Origin of the sequence: Paenibacillus artemisiicola (assembly GCF_017652985.1) — a bacterium.
Taxonomy (GTDB): Bacteria; Bacillota; Bacilli; order Paenibacillales; family Paenibacillaceae; genus Paenibacillus_Z; species Paenibacillus_Z artemisiicola.
On the sequence record NZ_JAGGDJ010000008.1, the window covers coordinates 136271 to 154687 of the forward strand.

18 protein-coding genes are annotated in these 18417 nt (G+C 61.9%); 13 read left to right on the forward strand and 5 right to left on the reverse strand.

Features of this window, described 5'->3' with window-relative positions:
* Positions 1-28: 28 nt before the first annotated feature.
* Positions 29-502 carry a hypothetical protein gene (locus tag I8J29_RS13785; protein ID WP_208848147.1) on the reverse strand — a complete coding sequence of 158 codons (474 nt, stop codon included), beginning with the start codon at positions 500-502 and terminating at the stop codon, positions 29-31.
* Between the two features lie 205 nt (positions 503-707).
* Here I8J29_RS13785 and I8J29_RS13790 point away from each other — a divergent pair, with 205 nt between their 5' ends.
* Positions 708-1013: a YunC family protein gene (locus I8J29_RS13790; RefSeq protein WP_090640838.1), complete on the forward strand. Its 306-nt coding sequence runs from the start codon at positions 708-710 to the stop codon at positions 1011-1013.
* A 91-nt stretch (positions 1014-1104) separates the two neighbouring features.
* Here I8J29_RS13790 and mtnA read toward each other — a convergent pair whose 3' ends face one another.
* Positions 1105-2172, reverse strand: coding sequence for an S-methyl-5-thioribose-1-phosphate isomerase (gene mtnA / locus I8J29_RS13795; RefSeq protein ID WP_208848148.1), 1068 nt, complete (start codon positions 2170-2172; stop codon positions 1105-1107).
* Positions 2173-2188: 16 nt separating this feature from the next.
* The gene (gene mtnK, locus I8J29_RS13800) at positions 2189-3409 is read right to left on the reverse strand and encodes an S-methyl-5-thioribose kinase (RefSeq protein ID WP_208848149.1); all 1221 of its coding nucleotides are present in this window, start codon (positions 3407-3409) and stop codon (positions 2189-2191) included.
* Positions 3410-3568: 159 nt separating this feature from the next.
* Here mtnK and I8J29_RS13805 point away from each other — a divergent pair, with 159 nt between their 5' ends.
* From I8J29_RS13805 to sufB, 6 genes are all read left to right on the forward strand, one after another.
* Positions 3569-4237, forward strand: a complete 669-nt coding sequence (locus tag I8J29_RS13805; protein ID WP_240546167.1) for a DUF1802 family protein — start codon at positions 3569-3571, stop codon at positions 4235-4237.
* 159 nt (positions 4238-4396) lie between these two features.
* On the forward strand, positions 4397-5176 hold the full coding sequence (gene sufC, locus I8J29_RS13810) for a Fe-S cluster assembly ATPase SufC (protein WP_090640841.1): 780 nt from the start codon (positions 4397-4399) through the stop codon (positions 5174-5176).
* A gap of 21 nt (positions 5177-5197) precedes the next feature.
* Positions 5198-6505 (forward strand): Fe-S cluster assembly protein SufD, encoded by a 1308-nt coding sequence (sufD, locus tag I8J29_RS13815; protein WP_208848150.1) that lies wholly within the window; start codon positions 5198-5200, stop codon positions 6503-6505.
* Complete coding sequence (locus I8J29_RS13820) at positions 6502-7728, forward strand: cysteine desulfurase (RefSeq protein ID WP_208848151.1); 1227 nt, start codon at positions 6502-6504, stop codon at positions 7726-7728. The genes sufD and I8J29_RS13820 overlap by 4 nt, the downstream gene beginning before the upstream one ends.
* Positions 7715-8140, forward strand: coding sequence for a Fe-S cluster assembly sulfur transfer protein SufU (gene sufU, locus I8J29_RS13825; RefSeq protein ID WP_208848152.1), 426 nt, complete (start codon positions 7715-7717; stop codon positions 8138-8140). Before I8J29_RS13820 ends, sufU begins: the two co-directional genes overlap by 14 nt.
* Positions 8141-8211: 71 nt before the next feature.
* On the forward strand, positions 8212-9609 hold the full coding sequence (sufB, locus tag I8J29_RS13830) for a Fe-S cluster assembly protein SufB (protein WP_090640847.1): 1398 nt from the start codon (positions 8212-8214) through the stop codon (positions 9607-9609).
* 148 nt (positions 9610-9757) lie between these two features.
* Here sufB and I8J29_RS13835 read toward each other — a convergent pair whose 3' ends face one another.
* Positions 9758-10816, reverse strand: coding sequence for an HD-GYP domain-containing protein (locus I8J29_RS13835; RefSeq protein WP_208848153.1), 1059 nt, complete (start codon positions 10814-10816; stop codon positions 9758-9760).
* A 152-nt stretch (positions 10817-10968) separates the two neighbouring features.
* The gene (locus I8J29_RS13840) at positions 10969-11712 is read right to left on the reverse strand and encodes a molybdenum cofactor biosynthesis protein (RefSeq protein WP_208848154.1); all 744 of its coding nucleotides are present in this window, start codon (positions 11710-11712) and stop codon (positions 10969-10971) included.
* A gap of 112 nt (positions 11713-11824) precedes the next feature.
* Here I8J29_RS13840 and moaA point away from each other — a divergent pair, with 112 nt between their 5' ends.
* From moaA to yfkAB, 6 genes are all read left to right on the forward strand, one after another.
* Complete coding sequence (gene moaA, locus I8J29_RS13845) at positions 11825-12826, forward strand: GTP 3',8-cyclase MoaA (RefSeq protein WP_208848155.1); 1002 nt, start codon at positions 11825-11827, stop codon at positions 12824-12826.
* 105 nt (positions 12827-12931) lie between these two features.
* On the forward strand, positions 12932-13414 hold the full coding sequence (locus I8J29_RS13850; RefSeq protein WP_208848156.1) for a molybdopterin-binding protein: 483 nt from the start codon (positions 12932-12934) through the stop codon (positions 13412-13414).
* A gap of 29 nt (positions 13415-13443) precedes the next feature.
* Entirely contained in the window at positions 13444-14886 is a 1443-nt protein-coding gene (locus I8J29_RS13855) for a bifunctional metallophosphatase/5'-nucleotidase (protein WP_208848157.1), read from the forward strand.
* 107 nt (positions 14887-14993) lie between these two features.
* Positions 14994-15845, forward strand: coding sequence for an undecaprenyl-diphosphate phosphatase (locus tag I8J29_RS13860; protein ID WP_090640857.1), 852 nt, complete (start codon positions 14994-14996; stop codon positions 15843-15845).
* Between the two features lie 118 nt (positions 15846-15963).
* A complete protein-coding gene (locus I8J29_RS13865; RefSeq protein ID WP_208848158.1) occupies positions 15964-17085 on the forward strand; it encodes an HD-GYP domain-containing protein in 1122 nt (373 codons plus the stop codon).
* A 201-nt stretch (positions 17086-17286) separates the two neighbouring features.
* Positions 17287-18402: a radical SAM/CxCxxxxC motif protein YfkAB gene (gene yfkAB, locus I8J29_RS13870; RefSeq protein ID WP_208848159.1), complete on the forward strand. Its 1116-nt coding sequence runs from the start codon at positions 17287-17289 to the stop codon at positions 18400-18402.
* Positions 18403-18417: the final 15 nt, after the last annotated feature.

Here is an 18417-nt window from a genome sequence, read left to right on the forward strand (position 1 = left end):
AGGCGTCGCGGCTCTTTTGGCGTGTGCGTCAATTCATCTCGTCGATCTCGTTCAGGCCGAACGTGTAGACCTGCTTCTCGTCCACATGGTACACCGTCAGCGACTGCGCGGCCTCGTCCAGCTTGATGACCCGGCACGGCATGTTCAGCTTCGTGCCCGCGCCCTTGTTGACGCTAATTCGGATCAGCGCGTTGCTCGCGATGCTGTCCGCGATCCGCCGCATGACGGGCGATCCGATCGGCGAGGGCTCCGGCGGCCGCGTGCCGGATTCGGCCGGGACGGGAATGGGCTTAGGCTCGGCCAGGGCTTCCAAGGCCGCGATCAGGCGGCCCAGCTCCGCGCCGGAATTGATCCGGTAGTCGGCGAAGCCGGCCTCGTTCAGCAGGCGCAGCAGCCGTTCCAGCGCCTTGGCGGCGGACTCGCTTTCGACAAGCAGATCGACGTTGAACAGATGCGCGTTCGGCCGTTCGGCGCGTTGATTCGTAGGATTCATTGGATTCATGGGACCAATCTCCGCTTAGTTCGATAGTAACCCCATCATACCACTAAAGACCCGGGTTATGTAGTCCTAATTGCGAAGCGGATCGGCTTCGATCGAAGGCGCGGCGACCGTGCAAATCGCCAACACTCCGAACCCCGGACCCGCATATAGTGAAGAAGCGATTCAAGAAGGAAATGCTGGTGCATCGCGGGAGGAGGTGGCTCGGATGATGCGAATGGTTCCTATTCCGCTTGCGGACGGCAGCACGGCGCTCGGCGTCGAAGTGCTTCTGCCGAAGACGACGCTGCTCGCCGTGACGACGGATAAAGGCTATATCATGTGCGGCGCGCTCGACGTCGCGCTGCTGAACGACCGGTTGAAGGATCGGGGCATTATCGCCGGCCGTGCGGTCGGCGTCAGGACGCTGGAGGAATTGATGGAAGCGCCGCTCGAATCGGTAACGGGGAAAGCGGAATCGCTCGGCATTACGGTCGGGATGAAAGGGGCGGACGCCCTGCTCTTGATGGTATAGATCACCGCGACGACGGACGCGGACGCATGAAATAAGGCAGCCCGGTACGATGATTCATCGTGCCGGGCTGCCTTTCTTGCGTTCGTGCGAATCAGACGTTGTCGAACAGCTTCTTGAGATTGACGTCGAACGGCGGGCGAACGATGCCTTTCTCGGTGATGATCGCGGTTACGTACTCGTGCGGCGTAACGTCGAACGCGGGATTGAACACTTTCACGCCTACCGGCGCCGTGCGCTTGCCGAATCCTTCCGTAATCTCTTCCGCGCTGCGTTCTTCGATCGGAATTTGGTCGCCGGACGGCGTGTTCAGATCGATCGTCGACAGCGGGCAGGCGACGTAGAACGGAATGTTGTGCGCCTTGGCGAGCACGGCCACGCTGTACGTGCCGATCTTGTTGGCGACGTCGCCGTTGGCCGCGACGCGGTCCGTGCCGACGATGACGGCGTCGACCCAGCCCTTGCTCATGACCATGCCGGCCATGTTGTCGCAGATCAGCGTCACGTCGACGCCGGCCTGCTGCAGCTCGAACGCGGTCAGCCGCGCGCCCTGCAGCACCGGGCGCGTCTCGTCCGCGAAGACGCGAAGCGCGATGCCCTGCTCCTGCGCGAGATAGAACGGCGCGAGCGCCGTGCCGTATTTCGCCGTCGCGAGGCCGCCGGCGTTGCAGTGGGTCAGAACGCCCATGCCGTCCGCGAACAGCGTCAGCGCGTGCTCGCCGATGAGGCGGTTCGTCGCTTCGTCCTCGCTCTGGATGGCGATCGCTTCCTGCAGGAGCGCCTCCTTGCCGGACGCGAGATCGGCGTCCGACGCGGCGAGCGCTTCGGCGCGCGCCTTCATGCGGTCGAGCGCCCAGAACAGGTTGACGGCCGTCGGGCGCGACGTCGCGAGGTAAGCGGCCGCGTCGCGCACCGCCTGGAGCCAGGCGGGCTTGTCACCTTCGGTTTCGCGGCTGCCGAGCACGACGCCGTACGCGGCGGCGATGCCGATCGCCGGCGCGCCGCGGACCTTCAGGTGCCGGATCGCCTCCCAGACGTCTTCTTTGGAGACGAGCGGCAAATAAACGATTTCTTCGGGCAGCAGCCGCTGGTCGAGCAGATCGAGCCGCGATCCGGACCAGATGACGGATTGCAAGCCTTGGTAAGTCGTGGATTCGGTCATGTCGTTCATCCTTTCCTTATGCCTTCGCCGCCGACGAAGCCGATTGAACGGCGGCAATCACCTGATGGATGGAAGCGGCGCCGCGGTTCAGCTTGATCAGCGATTTGCCGATGCGCAGGGCGAGCCGCTGGGCGCGCTCGCGCGCCGACGCGTCCTCGAGCTTGTCGATGTCGGCGACGTGCGCCAAGCCGACGACGCGGCGCACCATCTTGCAGCCGGCGAAGCCGACCGTATCCTGCAGCAGGCGGCGCATGTAGGCTTCCTTGTAGCCCGGCGCGGCGTTCGCCAGCCGGTCGACGCCGTGCTCGTTCCAGAGCGCGAGGAATTTCTCCTCGAACTGGGTCCAGATGTCCGCGACGGTCTCGAGCAGGTAGTCGCGGTACCGCTCGCGCTCCGCGTCGGACTTGTCCCAGCCTTCGCGGGAAGCGTAGTTCAGCAGCAGATTCGCCAGCACCGCGCCGATATCGAAGCCCATCGGGCCGTAGTACGCGAACTCGGGGTCGATGACCTTCGTCGATTCCGGCGTGATGAAGATGCTGCCCGTGTGCAGGTCGCCGTGGAGCAGCGCCTGCGCGTGCGTCAAAAACTTCTCGCGGAGCAGGGCGACCTCCAGATGCAGCTCCCCGTCGCTCCAGAGCGCCTGCGCTTCGTCGCGGATGGCTTCATCGAAGCTGTTGGTGTCGGCGTCGCGGTACGGATCGTCGAAGATCAGGTCTTCCGTGATTTTGCACAGCTCGGGATTGGTGAAGCTGCGGGCGAGCAGCTTCTTGTCCTGCTGGTTGTGCCCGAGGTCGCTCGTGAAGAACAGCGTCCGCGCCAGGAACGTCGAGATATGGCCGGCGAAGAGGGGATAGCGGATGCCTTTCATCAAGCCCTGGCGCATGATGACGTGGTCGCTCAGGTCTTCCATGACCGTCAGCGCGAGCTCCGCGTCGTACAGGTACACCGCCGGCACGAGGCCCGGCGCCAGCTTGCCTTCCAGGATGAGCGCTTCGCTCTCGATGCGCGCGCGGTCGAGCGTGAGCGGCCACGACTCGCCGACGACCTTGGCGTAAGGCAGCGCCTGCTTCAGGATGATGCTGCGTCCCGCGGCGGGATCTGCGATGTGAAAGACGAGATTCAGGTTGCCGTCCCCGATTTCGCGGCAAGCCAGCTGCGCGCCCGGCTCGAAGACGCCGTCCAGCTTGCTGGCGATTTCAATCGCTTCGGTTTCGTTTAAAGGATGATAAGCAGACATGAACTGTCCACCTCCGGATCGTTAGAGTGGGAGAGAAGTCCCGTCGCGTCGACGTTCGGACCCCAAATATATATAGTATAGCGAAATTTTTTTCGCGTTGGAATACCCGCCTTTGTTATAATGATTCTAAACAGACCGAAACGAGGGTGAATCGAGCAGATGAACAGCCTAACGGGAGGCGCGGCGGAGAACGCCGCGATGGAGAATGCGGCTGCCGGGCACGCGGCGGCGGAACTGACGGCAGTCAATGCAATCGGACCGGAGCCGTACGTAGCGCTCAAGGAATGGGCGGTCGCGGTCAAGGCGCTTGCCGAAGGCAAGCAGATCATGGTGCTCCGCAAAGGCGGCATCGCGGAGGAGACGCGGGATTTCCGGTTGAAATCGACGCGGTTCTTCCTGCTTCCCGCCTACGAACACCAGAGGCCGGAGCTGCTGAAGGAAGCGTACCGGGACGACCTGAAGGCGGCGCTGGACGGCTGGACGCCGGGATCGCCGACGGTGGAGATCGCCGCTTACGCCGAGGCCGCGGACGACATCGAAATCTTCGATCAGGAGACGGTGGACCGTTTGGCGAATTATCATATCTGGACGGATACATTTACCGAAGAGCGTCTAAAATGGAAAAGGAAGCAGCCGCTTCATCTGCTGCTCCTGCGCGTGTACCGGCTGGAGCGGCCCGTGACGCTGCCGATGCGGGACGCGTATACGGGCTGCAAGTCCTGGGTCGGCCTGGAGGATATTCCGGAAGGCCTCCGCGGGCAAGCGGTGCTGAGCGACGCGGAATTCGCCCGGCAGGCGGAAGAGATCCGCGCGGCGATCGCCCGTTAGCGGAGGGCCCGGATCCCTTGCGGGGACTAGGGCCGATTGCTTTATAAGCGATCATATACTAATATATAATTGAGAATCAGTGAGAATCAGTTTAGAGTGATTACTAAAGAGGAATTGTTTCAATATGAAACAACGGACTTTCGGAGGGAGCAGCATACCATGGCAACACATTTCAAGATCGACGGCCTGAAGGCCGCCATCGAAGGCAAAGATATTTTGAAAGGCATCAACCTTGAAATCAAGGGCGGAGAAGTCCATGCCATCATGGGTCCGAACGGTACCGGCAAGAGCACGCTGGCGTCGGCGCTCATGGGTCATCCCAAATACGAAGTAACGGACGGCGAAGTCGAGCTGGACGGCGAGAACCTGCTGGAGATGGCGGTCGACGAGCGCGCCCGCGCGGGTCTGTTCCTCGCGATGCAGTATCCGAGCGAAATCACCGGCGTCACGAACTCCGACTTCCTGCGCAGCGCCATCAACGCCCGCCGCGAGGAAGGCAAGGAGATCTCGCTCATTAAGTTCATCCGCCAGATGGAAGGCAAGATGAAGGAGCTCGAGATGAATCCCGAGTTCGCGCACCGTTACCTGAACGAAGGCTTCTCCGGCGGCGAGAAGAAGCGGAACGAAATCCTGCAAATGATGATGCTGGATCCGAAAATCGTCGTCCTCGACGAAATCGATTCCGGCCTCGACATCGACGCGCTCAAAATCGTCGCGAACGGCGTGAACGCGATGCGTTCCGAAGACCGCGGCTTCCTGATCATCACCCACTACCAGCGGCTGCTGAACTATATCAAGCCGGATTTCGTTCACGTCATGATGCAGGGCCGCATCGTCAAGTCCGGCGGTCCCGAGCTGGCGGAGCGTCTGGAGAACGAAGGCTACGACTGGGTCAAAGAAGAACTCGGCATCGTGGACGAAACGGTCGGACAGGTTTAATTCGGAGAGGAGTTTTTGGAAATGAGCACACAACTATCGACTCCGGTAAACCGCCAAACCGTTTCGGCATTGTCCCAAAGCAAAGGCGAGCCGGCATGGCTTGAAGAAATCAGAACGAAGGGCGCCGAGCTGGCGGAAACGCTGGAATGGCCGACGCCCGAGAAAGTCCGCATCGGCCGCTGGAACCTGACGGCCGTCGGCGCGCATAAGCCGCAGGACGCGATCGCGTCCGCGGAAGAGCTGCCCGAAGCGGTCCGCGAGCTGGCCGGACAATCCCCGGCCGGACTGGTCGTGCAGCGCAATTCCGCCAGCGTGCTTCGGCAGCTGTCGCCGGAGCTTGCGGCGAAGGGCGTTATTTTCACGGATCTCGAGACCGCGGCGCGCGAGCACGGCGACCTGGTGCGGAAGTACCTGTTCCAAGCCGTCCCGCAGGACGAGAACAAGCTGACGGCGCTGCAGTCGGCGATCTGGAACGGCGGGGTCTTCCTGTACGTGCCGAAGAACGTCGAAGTGGAACTTCCGCTGCAAGCACTGCTGTACAGCGACGACGCCGAAGCGGCGTTCGCGCCGCGCGTGCTCGTCGTTGCCGACAACCACAGCCGCGTCACGTACGTCGACAACGTGGTCAGCACGTACGGCGAAGCCGCGCAGCCGGTCACGAAGCCGACGATCGTCGAAGTCATCGTCAAGCCGGGCGCGCACGTCCGCTACGCGACCGTTCACAATATGGGCGACAACCTGGTCGATCTGACCGTCCGCCGCGCCGTCGTCGAGAACGACGGCCGCGTCGAATGGGTCATCGGCGACCTGCACGACGGCCACACGCTGTCGGAGACGCAGTCGCTGCTCAAGGGCAACGGTTCGTCGTCCGACGCGAAGGTCATCAGCATCGGCTCCAAGTCGCAGCAGATGAGCCTGACGACCGGCGCCGTCCACTTCGGGCGGAACACGGAGAGCGACATGGTCACCCGCGCGGTCATGAAGGATCAGGCGACGGCGATCATCAACGGCGTCACGAAGATCGAGAAGGGCGCGACGAAGTCGAACGGCCAACAGACCGAGAAGGTGCTCATGCTGAGCCCGAAAGCGCGCGGCGACGCCAACCCGATCCTGTTGATCGACGAGGACGACGTCAAGGCGGGCCACGCGGCGAGCGTCGGCCAAGTCAATCCCGAGCAAGTGTACTATCTGATGTCCCGCGGCATTTCGAAAAAGGATGCGGAGCGCCTGATTATCTACGGATTCCTGACCCCGGTCGTGACGGAAATTCCGATCGACGCGGTGCGGGAACAGCTCCAGCGTCTGCTGGAAAGGAAGCTTGAAGGATGAACGTGCAAGCGATCAGAGAGCAATTTCCGATCCTGCATCAACAAGTGAACGGGCATCCGCTCGTTTATCTGGACAGCGCGGCGACTTCCCAGAAGCCGCGTTCCGTCATTGATGCGGTCGTTCGCTATTACGAGCACGACAACGCCAACGTGCACCGGGGGGTCCACACCCTCGGCTCGCGCGCCACGGACGCGTACGAAGGCGCCCGCGAGAAGACGGCCAAGTTTCTGAACGCGGCCAGCCCGCAGGAAATCATCTTCACGCGCGGCACGACGACGGCGCTCAACCTCGTGGCGTCCAGCTACGCGAGAGCCGTCTGCGGCGAAGGCGACGAGATCGTCATTACGCAAATGGAGCACCACTCCAATCTCATTCCGTGGCAGCAGGTCGCGAAAGCGACGGGCGCCGCGCTCAAATACATTCCGCTGCAGAAGGACGGCTCCATCCGGCTCGAGGACGTCGAAGCGACGATTACGGACCGGACGAAGGTCGTCTCGGTCATGTACGTGTCCAATGTGCTCGGCGTCGTCAATCCGATCAAGGAAATCACGGCGATCGCGCACAAGCGCGGCGCGGTCATGGTCGTCGACGGCGCGCAAAGCACGCCGCACATGAAGGTCGACGTTCGCGACCTCGACTGCGACTTCTACGCGTTCTCGGGCCACAAGATGTGCGCGCCGACCGGAATCGGCGCCCTGTACGGGAAGAAGGCGCTGCTCGAGGCGATGGAGCCGGTCGAATTCGGCGGCGAGATGATCGACCACGTCGATCTGTACGACTCGACGTGGAAGGAGCTGCCGTGGAAGTTCGAAGGCGGCACGCCGATCATCGCCGGAGCGGTCGGCCTCGGCGCGGCGATCGACTTCCTGAACGAGGTGGGGCTGGACAACATCCAGCGGCACGAGCACCAGCTCGCCGCCTACGCTTACGATCGTCTGAGCACGCTCGAGGGCATCGCGATCTTCGGGCCGACGGAGAACCGCGCGGGTCTCGTGACGTTCAATCTCGAAGACGTGCACCCGCACGACGTGGCGACGGTGCTGGATACGAAGGGCATCGCCGTTCGCGCGGGCCATCACTGCTGTCAGCCGCTCATGCGTTACCTGAATGTTTCGTCGACGGCAAGAGCAAGCTTCTATCTATACAATACCGAAGAGGACGTTGATCGGCTCGTTGACGGCCTCCAGCAGACAAAGGAGTTCTTCGGTTATGGAATTGGATGATCTGTACCGCAGAGTGATCATGGATCACTACAAGAACCCGCGCAACCGCGGGAGCTTGGACGACGACTCGCTGACGATCAACCTGAATAACCCGACCTGCGGCGACCGCATCACGCTGCAGCTGCAGGTGGAAGACGACATCGTCAAGCAGGCCAAATTCACCGGCGAAGGCTGCTCCATCAGCATGTCCTCGGCTTCCATGATGACGGAAGCCGTCAAGGGCAAGACGACGGAAGAAGCGCTGGCGCTGGCGGAGAAATTCTCATCCTTCATCAAAGGCGAAATCGCGGAGTTCGACGAGCTCGAGGATATCGAGGCGCTGTCCGGCGTCACGAAATTCCCGGCGCGGATCAAGTGCGCGACCCTGTCGTGGAACGCGCTGCGCAAGGGCATCGAACATCAGCAGCAATAATAACGCGCCCCGGCGCGAATCATATACGCACTACGTTGGACTTATGAATCAGGAAGAAGGAGGCTGTAACCATGGCGAAGCAAATGCCAGATTTGGAAGAGTATAAGTATGGTTTTCGCGACGAGCACAAGGCGATTTTCGAATCCGGAAAAGGGTTGACGCCGGAAGTCGTGCGCACGATCTCGGAAATCAAGGGCGAACCGGAGTGGATGCTGGAATTCCGGCTGAAGGCGCTGGAACAGTTCAACAAGATGCCGATGCCGAAATGGGGCGGCAACATGGACGATCTGGATTTCGACGATATCCAGTATTACGTCCGTCCGTCCGAGAAGCAGGGCAAGACGTGGGAAGAGGTACCGGCCGAAATCAAGGAAACGTTCGACAAGCTGGGCATTCCGGAAGCGGAGCAGAAGTTCCTCGCCGGCGTATCCGCGCAGTACGAATCCGAGGTCGTCTACCACAGCATGCAGGAAGACCTGGAGAAGCAGGGCGTCATCTTCACCGACACGGACACGGCGCTTCGCGAATATCCCGAAATCTTCAAGCAATATTTCGGTACGATCATTCCGCCGTCCGACAATAAGTTCGCGGCGCTGAACAGCGCGGTTTGGTCCGGCGGCAGCTTCATCTACGTGCCGAAGGGCGTCAAATGCGAAATTCCGCTGCAGGCGTACTTCCGGATCAACTCCGAAAACATGGGCCAATTCGAGCGCACGCTCATCGTAGCCGACGAAGACAGCTTCGTGCACTACGTCGAGGGCTGCACGGCGCCGATCTACAGCACGAACTCGCTGCACAGCGCGGTCGTCGAAATCCTCGTGCTGAAGAACGCGCGCTGCCGCTACACGACGATCCAGAACTGGGCGCCGAACATCTACAACCTCGTCACCAAACGCGCCGTCGCGGAAGAGAACGCGACGATGGAATGGGTCGACGGCAACATCGGCTCCAAGCTGACGATGAAATACCCGGCGGTCGTCCTGAAAGGCCGCGGCGCGAAAGGCATGGTGCTCTCCATCGCCGTCGCGGGCAAAGGCCAGCATCAGGACGCGGGCGCCAAAATGACGCACCTCGCGCCGGACACGACGTCCACGATCGTCTCCAAGTCGATCAGCAAGCACGGCGGCAAGGTGACGTACCGCGGCCTGGCGTCGTTCGGACGCAACTCCGAAGGCTCCAAGGCGAACATCAAATGCGATACGCTCATTCTGGATAACCAGTCGACGTCGGATACGATTCCGTACAACGAAATCATGAACGACAACATCACGCTCGAGCACGAGGCGACGGTATCCAAGGTATCCGAGGACCAGCTGTTCTACCTGATGAGCCGCGGTCTGACGGAAGCGGAAGCGACGCAAATGATCGTCATGGGCTTCATCGAGCCGTTCACGAAAGAGCTGCCGATGGAATACGCGGTCGAAATGAACCGTTTGATCAAATTCGAAATGGAAGGCTCGATCGGCTAACGAACCGCGTGCGCCGCATCGCCTCCAATCAAAAAAACTCCGGGAAGGCTTCGCCTAGGAAGCTTCCCGGAGTTTTTGCGTTTCGGATCGTACGGGGATGGAGGATCGAGCAGCGGGCGTACGGCCGAAACCTTCGGACGAATAACCTTTACATGAACACGTGCTTGACTTCGTAGTCGCGTTCGACCGTCAGGTCCACGAAGCGTTCGCCGAGCCGGACGAGCGGCCGGAAATATTCGGACGAGTGGGTCATGACGATCGTGCCCGTCTCGCCGGATTCGAGCTCGACCCGTTTGCCGATGAAGTTCGGAATCATGTGGCGAATGAACGTATGCGTCGTCTCGGGATCCAGTTCGGAGAAGCTCATCCGGTACAGCTCCTTCAGCACGTAGAGCAGGTCGCGCTTCTTCTGGTAGACGCGGGACGAGATCATCGCGCTGTAGACGTCCGCGACGGCGACGATCTTGGAGACGGGATGCATGGCGGAGCCGGGCAGGCAGTTCGGATAGCCGGTGCCGTCGATCCGTTCGTGATGCTCGAGCGCGACCGTGGCGGCGATCGAGTCGCCGAACGACTCGCGAATGATGCGGTGGCCGAAGACGGTATGCTGCTTGATCGTTTCGAATTCTTCCCGGGACAGCTTGTCCGGCTTGTTCAGGATGCCCTCCTGAATCTGGCACTTGCCGATGTCGTGCAGGAAGCCGGCTTGCCCGATCTTGACCGCCGCTTCTTCGCCGTACCCGAGCCAGGAAGCCAGATAGTACGAAAGCATGCCGACTTGAACGGAATGCTGGTACGTGTAATCGTCCTTCGTGTTCAGCAGCAGCAGCATCGAGACGACGTCGCGCTCCATCTTGAAGTTGTCGACGAGGGGCTGGAACGTCTGGACGACGTCGTCCTCGGCGATTTTGCCGTTCTGGAACGCTTCCCGGAACAGCTGCTCGCAGCCGTTGACCGCGTCCTGGTAAATCGGACCTACGGTGGGGAGCCACTTGGGATTCAAGCCGGATTCGATCGTGCGGATCGCCGGCTCTTCATCCGCCGTTCTCGTCTCGATGTCGACGTAGTCGATCCGATGCTGAAACAGCTTCGCGATGTCTGACGCGTTCAGTTCCTTGCCCGCGGACAGCACGTGCAGGCCGTAAGAATTAAAGGTATCGCGAATCAGTCTGTCTCCTTGTTGCAGCTCCGTCACATGAATATGCATGATCCACCTCTACGCGGCTGTAAAATGGGCAAAATAGTAGGTTAATGGTAGCAATAAAATGCAAAATTGGCAATATCAGCATATAAGATTATCATGAGGATAAAGGCCTATATACCTTATCGGCACAACTTCGCCGCTTGTTAACCTGCGTTTTACGCTTCGGAACGCGCTTGCGCGAGCGGATCCCACGGACCCTGCTGATGCCCCTTCCACTCGGAGCCGTCCTCCCAAATTTCCCGCTTCCAGATCGGCACGATCTGCTTCAGGCGCTCGATCGCGTACCGGCTCGCTTCGTAGCAGCCTTCCCGGTGGGGGGAGGAGACGGCGATGACGACGCTGATCTCCGCGATGTCCACGACGCCAGTCCGATGCCAAATGGCGCATGCCGTGCCCGGCCAGCGTTCGGCGATCTCGTCGCCGATCTGCCGCAGCGTCTTGACGGCCATGGGAACGTAAGCCTCGTACTCCAGGCGGACCGTCCGCTGGCCGTGCGTCCATTCCCGCGTCGTGCCCGTGAACGTCAGCGCAGCGCCGTTGTTCGGCACGATCACTTGGGCCGTGACGGCCTCCACCGACAGCGGCTCCGGCGTGACCCGGTATCGGGCGTCCGCGTCGCCGGCCGTATTCCCGGCCGGCTCGTCTTCGCCGCCCGACACGGGCGGGAGCAGCGCGAGCTCGTCGTCCGCGCGCACCGGCTCGCCGTCGGCCGCATAGGCTTGATTGCGCGCCATGAACGCGGCGGCGATCAGCTGCGCGTGCGCCGGATAGCGCGCGGCGAGCGCATCCTTCAGCTGCCCGACGGTCAGCTCGTCCTCCGGCAGCTCGAGCTCGGCGGAGGGGCCGCCGAAGCGGTCGGCCAGACCCGCGAACAGCCGGACGTTCCATTTCACAGTCATGTCAAAAATCCTCTCGCTTCCAAGGGTAATGGTTCCCATAGCATACCATATCGGGTGCAAAAATGTTATGCTAGGAGGAGTAACGGAAGAATCGCAAAGGAGAGTGCGGGCCATGTCAGCGTTAACGGATCGATTCGGACGCGTCCACGATTATTTGCGCATTTCCGTGACGGACCGCTGCAATCTGCGCTGCCTGTATTGCATGCCGGAGGAAGGCGTTCAATTCGAGCCTTCCGAAAACCTGCTCGGGTACGGCCAGATCGCCGAGGTGGTGCGCGCCGGCGCGCGTCTCGGCATTTCGAAGCTGCGCATCACGGGCGGCGAGCCGCTCGTCCGGCCGGGCTTGCCCGGACTGGTGCGGGAGCTTGCTTCCATTCCCGGCATCAAGGACATCTCGCTGACGACGAACGGCGTGCTGCTCGCGGATCAGGCGGAGGCGCTGCGGGCCGCGGGCCTGAAGCGGGTCAACATCAGCCTCGATACGCTCGACGCGGCGAGGTTCCGCTTCATCGCCCGGCGCGGGGAGCTGCGGCGCGTGCTGGAGGGCATCGAGGCGGCGGCGGAAGCGGGCTTCGCGCCGATCAAGCTGAACTGCGTGCTGCTGAAGGGCGTCAACGAGGACGAAATCGCCGCGTTTCTGGATATGGCGGTCAAACGGCCGCTTCATGTCCGGTTCATCGAATATATGCCGATCGGCCATGCCGACGACAATTGGCGCAACCACTACCTGCCGCTGTCGCGCGTGCTGGAGATCGCCGGAGAGCTCGGCCTGGCGTTCGAGCGGATCGGAGACGTCCTGGGCAACGGGCCGTCCGACGATTACCGCATCCGGGGCGGGGCGGGGACGTTCGGGTTGATCCACCCCGTAAGCGATCAGTTCTGCACGCGCTGCAACCGGCTGCGCCTGACGGCGGACGGCAATTTGCAGCCTTGCCTGTACTGGGTGGACGAATTGAACGTGAAGGCGGCGCTGGGGCATCCGGAAGAGCTGGAGAAGCTGTTCCTGAAGGCGCTGGCCATCAAGCCGCGCAACCACGAGATGGCCGCCAAGCTGGCGGACGAAGCGCAGTCCCACGAACCGACGGCCCGCCGGATGTCCCAGATCGGCGGTTGACCGCGGGAGAGCGGACGGCGCGCGGGACCGCGAAGGGAAGCAGATCGGGCAAGGATGAAGAACAAGCAAGTTGAAAATACGCGACGGACGGAGAAGATAGAACCGATGACGCAGCAACATCAGCAACGGATTGCCGTTCACGAAGGGGACCGGGCCCCGGTCCTCTTTTCGCCGGAAGAGATGGCCGCATCGGCGGGCATCGTCTTTCCGCTGGCCGAGCGCGTAAGCGGCGCCGCCGGCGACGCGTTCGATTTCGGAGCCTGGTTCGCCCGGTTCCGGGAGCGGGAGGGCGCCGATCCCGGCGAACCGCTGCCGACGCATTTGAAACTGGAAGCGGCCGATGCGTTCGAAGCGGTCATCCCGTGGGAACAGCTGACGGACGCGGCCGTGCAGTTTGCCTTGGACGGAGCGCCTTTGCCGAAGAACGGGCCGATCCGGCTCTTCGTGCCGAACGGGTCGAGCGAATGCCTGAACGTCAAGAGCATCGTCGCCTTCCGCCTCCTGCGGGACGAAGCGCGGCGCGGAGAAGCGTCGTACGGGTTCAAGCGGACCTTCTCGGCGGACGACATTCGAATCAAGAAGCCATAACCAACGCCGCACAGAACCGGGAGGCAGTCATGAAGGAAACGGCAACGAAGGCGCCTGTCGTCGTGCTGCTTCACAGCAACGACATTCACAGCAGGCTGGAGCAGGCGGCCAAGATCGCGGCCTACATCGAAGATACGCGGCGCGCGCACGGGAACGACCATGTGCTGGTCCTCGATATCGGGGACCACATGGACCGCATGCGGGTCGAGACGGAAGCGAGCGACGGCCTGGCGAACGTCGCGCTGCTGAACGCGGCCGGCTATGACGCCGCGACGTTCGGCAACAACGAAGGCTTGACCTTCACCCCGGAGCAGCTGGACGAGGCGTTCGGCGAGCGGGCGGCATTCCGGACGGTGTGCGCGAACCTGTTCCGGAGCGAAGGCGGCGGCCGGCCGGCCTGGATGCTGCCGCGGACGGTGATCGAGAAGGCCGGCATCCGCTTCGGCCTCGTCGGCGTGACCGCGGCGTTCGCGGAATTTTACGCGCTGCTGGGCTGGGACGCGACGAACCCGCTCGAAGCGGTAGCCGAGCAGGTCGAGGCCGTTCGGCCCGAGGCCGACGTGGTGATCGTCATGTCGCATGTCGGGCTGCCGTTCGACCGGCGCCTGGCCGAGACGGTCCCGGGCATCGACGTCATTCTGGGCGGGCATACCCATCATTTGCTGGAAGAGCCCGAGATCGTCGGCGGAACGTACCTGTGCGCGGCCGGCAAGTACGGGGAATACGTCGGGCGGGTGGACATCCGCTATGACGCCGGGACGGGCCGCGCGGCGGTCGAAGCCGGCTGCGTGCCGATGGCCGCTTATCCCGAAGACCCGGCCGCGAGCGCCGTCATCGGCGGCTTCCTCGCGGAAAGCGGGCCGCGGCTTGCCCGCGTCGTCGCCGAGCTCGCGGCGCCGCTTCCCGCGGTTCACGGCCAGGAGTCGCCGCTCCCGAATTTGCTGGCCGCCGGGCTGCGCCGCTGGACGGGGGCCGAGATCGGCCTCGTGAACGCGGGCCAGCTGCTGGGCGGCCTGGCCGCGGGCGGCGTGACGGCCGGCGATCTGCACGCCCTATGTCCGTCGCCGATCAATCCGTGCCGCTTGACGCTCGCGGGCCGCGACATCCGCGCGAGCCTGGAGGAAGCGCTGCTGCCCGGCTTCATCGAGAAGCCGATCCGCGGCTTCGGCTTCCGCGGGCTCGTCCTCGGGACGCTCGCGGTGGACGGGCTCGAGATCCGGTACGACCCCGACGGACCGCCGGGCGCCCGGATCGCGGCCGTCGCCGTGAACGGGGAACCGCTGGACGACGAACGCGCGTACGCGGTTGGGACGATCGACATGTTTACCTTTGGCGTCGGCTATGAGAAAATCAAGAACGGCATGAACGTCGCGTATTTTTTGCCTGAATTCATTCGCGACGTGCTTGAGCGGGAGCTGCGGGACGGCGAGGCCGTCGCCGACAGCTTCCGGACGCGCTGGTCGACGTTATGACCGCGCGGGACGATGCAACCGGCGGAAGCGCGCCGTCTTCATAAGGGCGCCGCGTCTTTCGCGACCGTCAGGCGGGAATCCGGCAATAACAGTTTCAGGAGGGTAAAATGGGAGACATTATTCATTCGATTATTCTAGGGATCGTAGAAGGCTTAACCGAATTTTTGCCCGTTTCATCCTCGGGTCACATGATTTTGACGAACAAGCTGCTCGGCATCGCATCGGACGATCAAGCGATCGTGACGTTCGAAATCATCATTCAATTGGCGGCCATCCTGGCGATGGCGCTCGTGTACCGCAACCGGATCGCGGATTTGTTCGGGCTCTCGCGCCGCACGGAATCGCTCGGCACGTTCACGTCCGGCCATTCCGCGCCGCGCCGCAAACGGCTGAATCTCATCCACGTCGCGCTCGGCATCGTGCCGGCCATGCTGCTCGCTTACGTATTGAAGGACGTCATTAAAGGCGAAGGCTTCAACCAGGCGCCGGTACTGCTGTCGCTCGTCATCGGCGGGATCTATATGATCGTGGCGGAGAAGCTGTCGAACTCCGGCCGCATCCGCGTCAAATCGGAGACGATGGACGACATCTCGTATCGCCAGGCGTTTGGGATCGGCCTGCTCCAGTGCCTCTCGCTCTGGCCGGGCTTCTCGCGTTCCGGCTCCACCATCGCGGGCGGGATGCTCGTCGGGACAAGCTATAAAGCCGCCGCGGACTTCTCGTTCCTGATGGCGATTCCGATCATGGTGGTCGCGTCCGGCTACGAGATGCTCGACAGCTACAAATACATCACGGGCGACAATCTGTCGTTCTTCATCGTCGGCTTCATCGTATCGTTCGTGGTCGCATGGCTCGTGATCGTGCTGTTCCTGCGCTTCATTCAGAAGGTCCGCTTGACGCATTTCGCTATCTACCGGTTTATTTTGGCGGCGGCGTTCTGGATTTTCGTCATGAGATAGGAAAATTTTGTCGACATTTGGCGAATCTGTTCTTGCTCTTTTTCCTTAAATCCCTTACATTAACATTACGGCACTCATCCTAAAATAGGAAAATAGAAGCAGAGCAGGGGTCGATAAGATGCGTTTATTGCCCGTCCAACTGTGTCAACCCGGCATGCGGCTCGCGAAGAAGATCTATTCCGAGGAAGGCCTCGTGCTGCTTGGCGCCGACGTCGAATTAACCCAGAAGCTGATCAAGCGCCTCGATGAATGCGGCATTCATTTCGTCTATATCCACGATCCCCGGACGGCCGACCTCGTCGTCCCGGATTTGATCAGCGAAGAGACGCGCCGCCGCGCGCTGACCGAGATACGGACCAATTTCCGGAACCTCATGGACCGGCCCAACCGGAAGAGCGGCATGACGTATCCGTACATCGGCAAGGCGTTCCGCCAAGTCATGGGCATGGTCATCGACGATTTGACCGGACAGAAGGACGCCATGGTCATGCTGATGAACATGGGCATCGTCGACAACTATTTGTACCATCATTCGCTGAACGTGGCCGTCTATTCGACCGTGCTCGGCATCGCGAACGGATACTCCCGCGACGAGCTGATGACGCTCGGCCTCGGCGCGGTGCTGCACGATATCGGCAAGACGCAGATCAGCGCGAACATTTTGAAGAAGGAAGCGCGGCTCTCCCGCGAAGAATACGAGGAGATGAAGCGGCACGCGGAGCGCGGCTTCAACCTGCTCAAGGACGAGCCGAACATTCCGCTCTTGGCAGCGCACTGCGCCTACCAGCATCACGAGCGGCTGGACGGCAGCGGCTATCCGCGCGGCATCAAGGGCGATCAGATTCACGAGTACGCGAAATGGATCGGGATCGTCGATTCGTACGACGCCATGACGACGACGCGGATCTACCGCGACCCGATGCTGCCGCACGAAGCCGTAGAGTCGCTGTACGCCGGAAGCGGCACGCTGTACGAGCAGCGGTTGCTTCAGCTGTTCCGGGACAAGCTCGCGATCTACCCGCTCGGCATCAGCGTCAAGCTGCAGAGCGGCGAACGCGGCGTCGTCGTCGACATCCATTCGTCCTGCCCGCACCGGCCCGTCGTCCGGGTGCTGAGCGACGAAAGCGGCGAAGCGCTCCGCGCGCCGTACGAAGTGGACTTGTCCAAGCAATTGACGGCGATGATCGTCGGCGTGAACGAAAGCGAGAAGCGGCCGATGGCCGGGGCGGCGAGCTCATAGCGGCCGCTTCCGTGACGGCGGCATACGATGTTCAAGGAGCCGAAAGGCTCCTTTTCTCGTCTGACCGGGAGCCGGCGCTGCCGAGCGGATGGGGACAGGCGCCGCCGAAACCCGTTTGCATCCGCCGCCCCCGGACATTACAATAAGAACAAGCCGCGAAGAACGGCGGGCGATTACGTTGAAAAGTCAGGTGCTGAACAGATGTTGAACGCATTACCGTACCCGTTTACCCCCAAGGACGATCCTTGGGATCCCATTCTTTCGCTCCGCCGCCACGGGCGCCATCGGCTGACGAGCGTGGAGATGACGCTGTCCAATCTCTGCAACATGCGCTGCGAGCACTGCGCGGTCGGAGACACCCTCGTCCTGGCCGAGCCGGAGAAACTGCCGCTCGATCTCATGCTGCGCCGGCTCGATGAGATCGATGAGCTGAAGACGATCAGCATTACCGGCGGCGAGCCTACCTTCTCCGACCGGACGGTCAAGGAATACATGATTCCGCTGCTTCAATACGCGCGGGACCGGGGTATATTTTCTCAGCTCAATTCCAATATTACATTGGATTACTCCCGTTACGAGGCGATCGCGCCTTACCTGGACGTCATGCACATTTCGTTCAACTATACGTCCGCGGACGATTTTCACGCCATCGGGTTCGCCAAGAGCGGCCATCCGGTGCCGATGTCGGTCGCGAGCCGCATGTACGAGCGCATGATGGACAACGCGCGCAAGCTCAGCGATGGCGGGCTCTTCGTGTCCGCGGAATCGATGATCAACTTCCGCACGCACCGCAGCATGCGCGAGATTCACCGGCTCATCGTCGAAATGGGCTGCAAGCGCCACGAAGTGCACCCGATGTATCCGAGCGCGTTCGCCGCGGATTTGCCGGTCATCTCGCCGCAGGAGATGCGCGACGCGGTGAAGGAGCTGCTGGATCACCGGGACCCTTCGCTGTGGATGCTGTTCGGCACGCTGCCGTTCTACGGCTGCAGCGACGACGCCGCGGACCGCGAGCTGCTGAAACGGCTGGCGAGCGAGCCCAACGTGACGGTCCGCAACGATCCCGACGGCCGCAACCGGCTGAACGTGAATTTGTTCACGGGCGACGTGTTCGTCACCGATTTCTCCGACGTGCCGTCCTTCGGCAACGTCAAGCAGGACCGCTTGAACGATCTGTTCGACCGCTGGCTGTCCCATCCGCTCGCCAAGAGCGTGGACTGCCACTGTCCCGCCGCCTCGTGCTGCGGACCCAATCTGCTCGTGAAGGACATGTATTACCGCGACGTGGATTTCGGTACCCGCCAAGCGGTGCTGTGACGGCGGACGACAGAC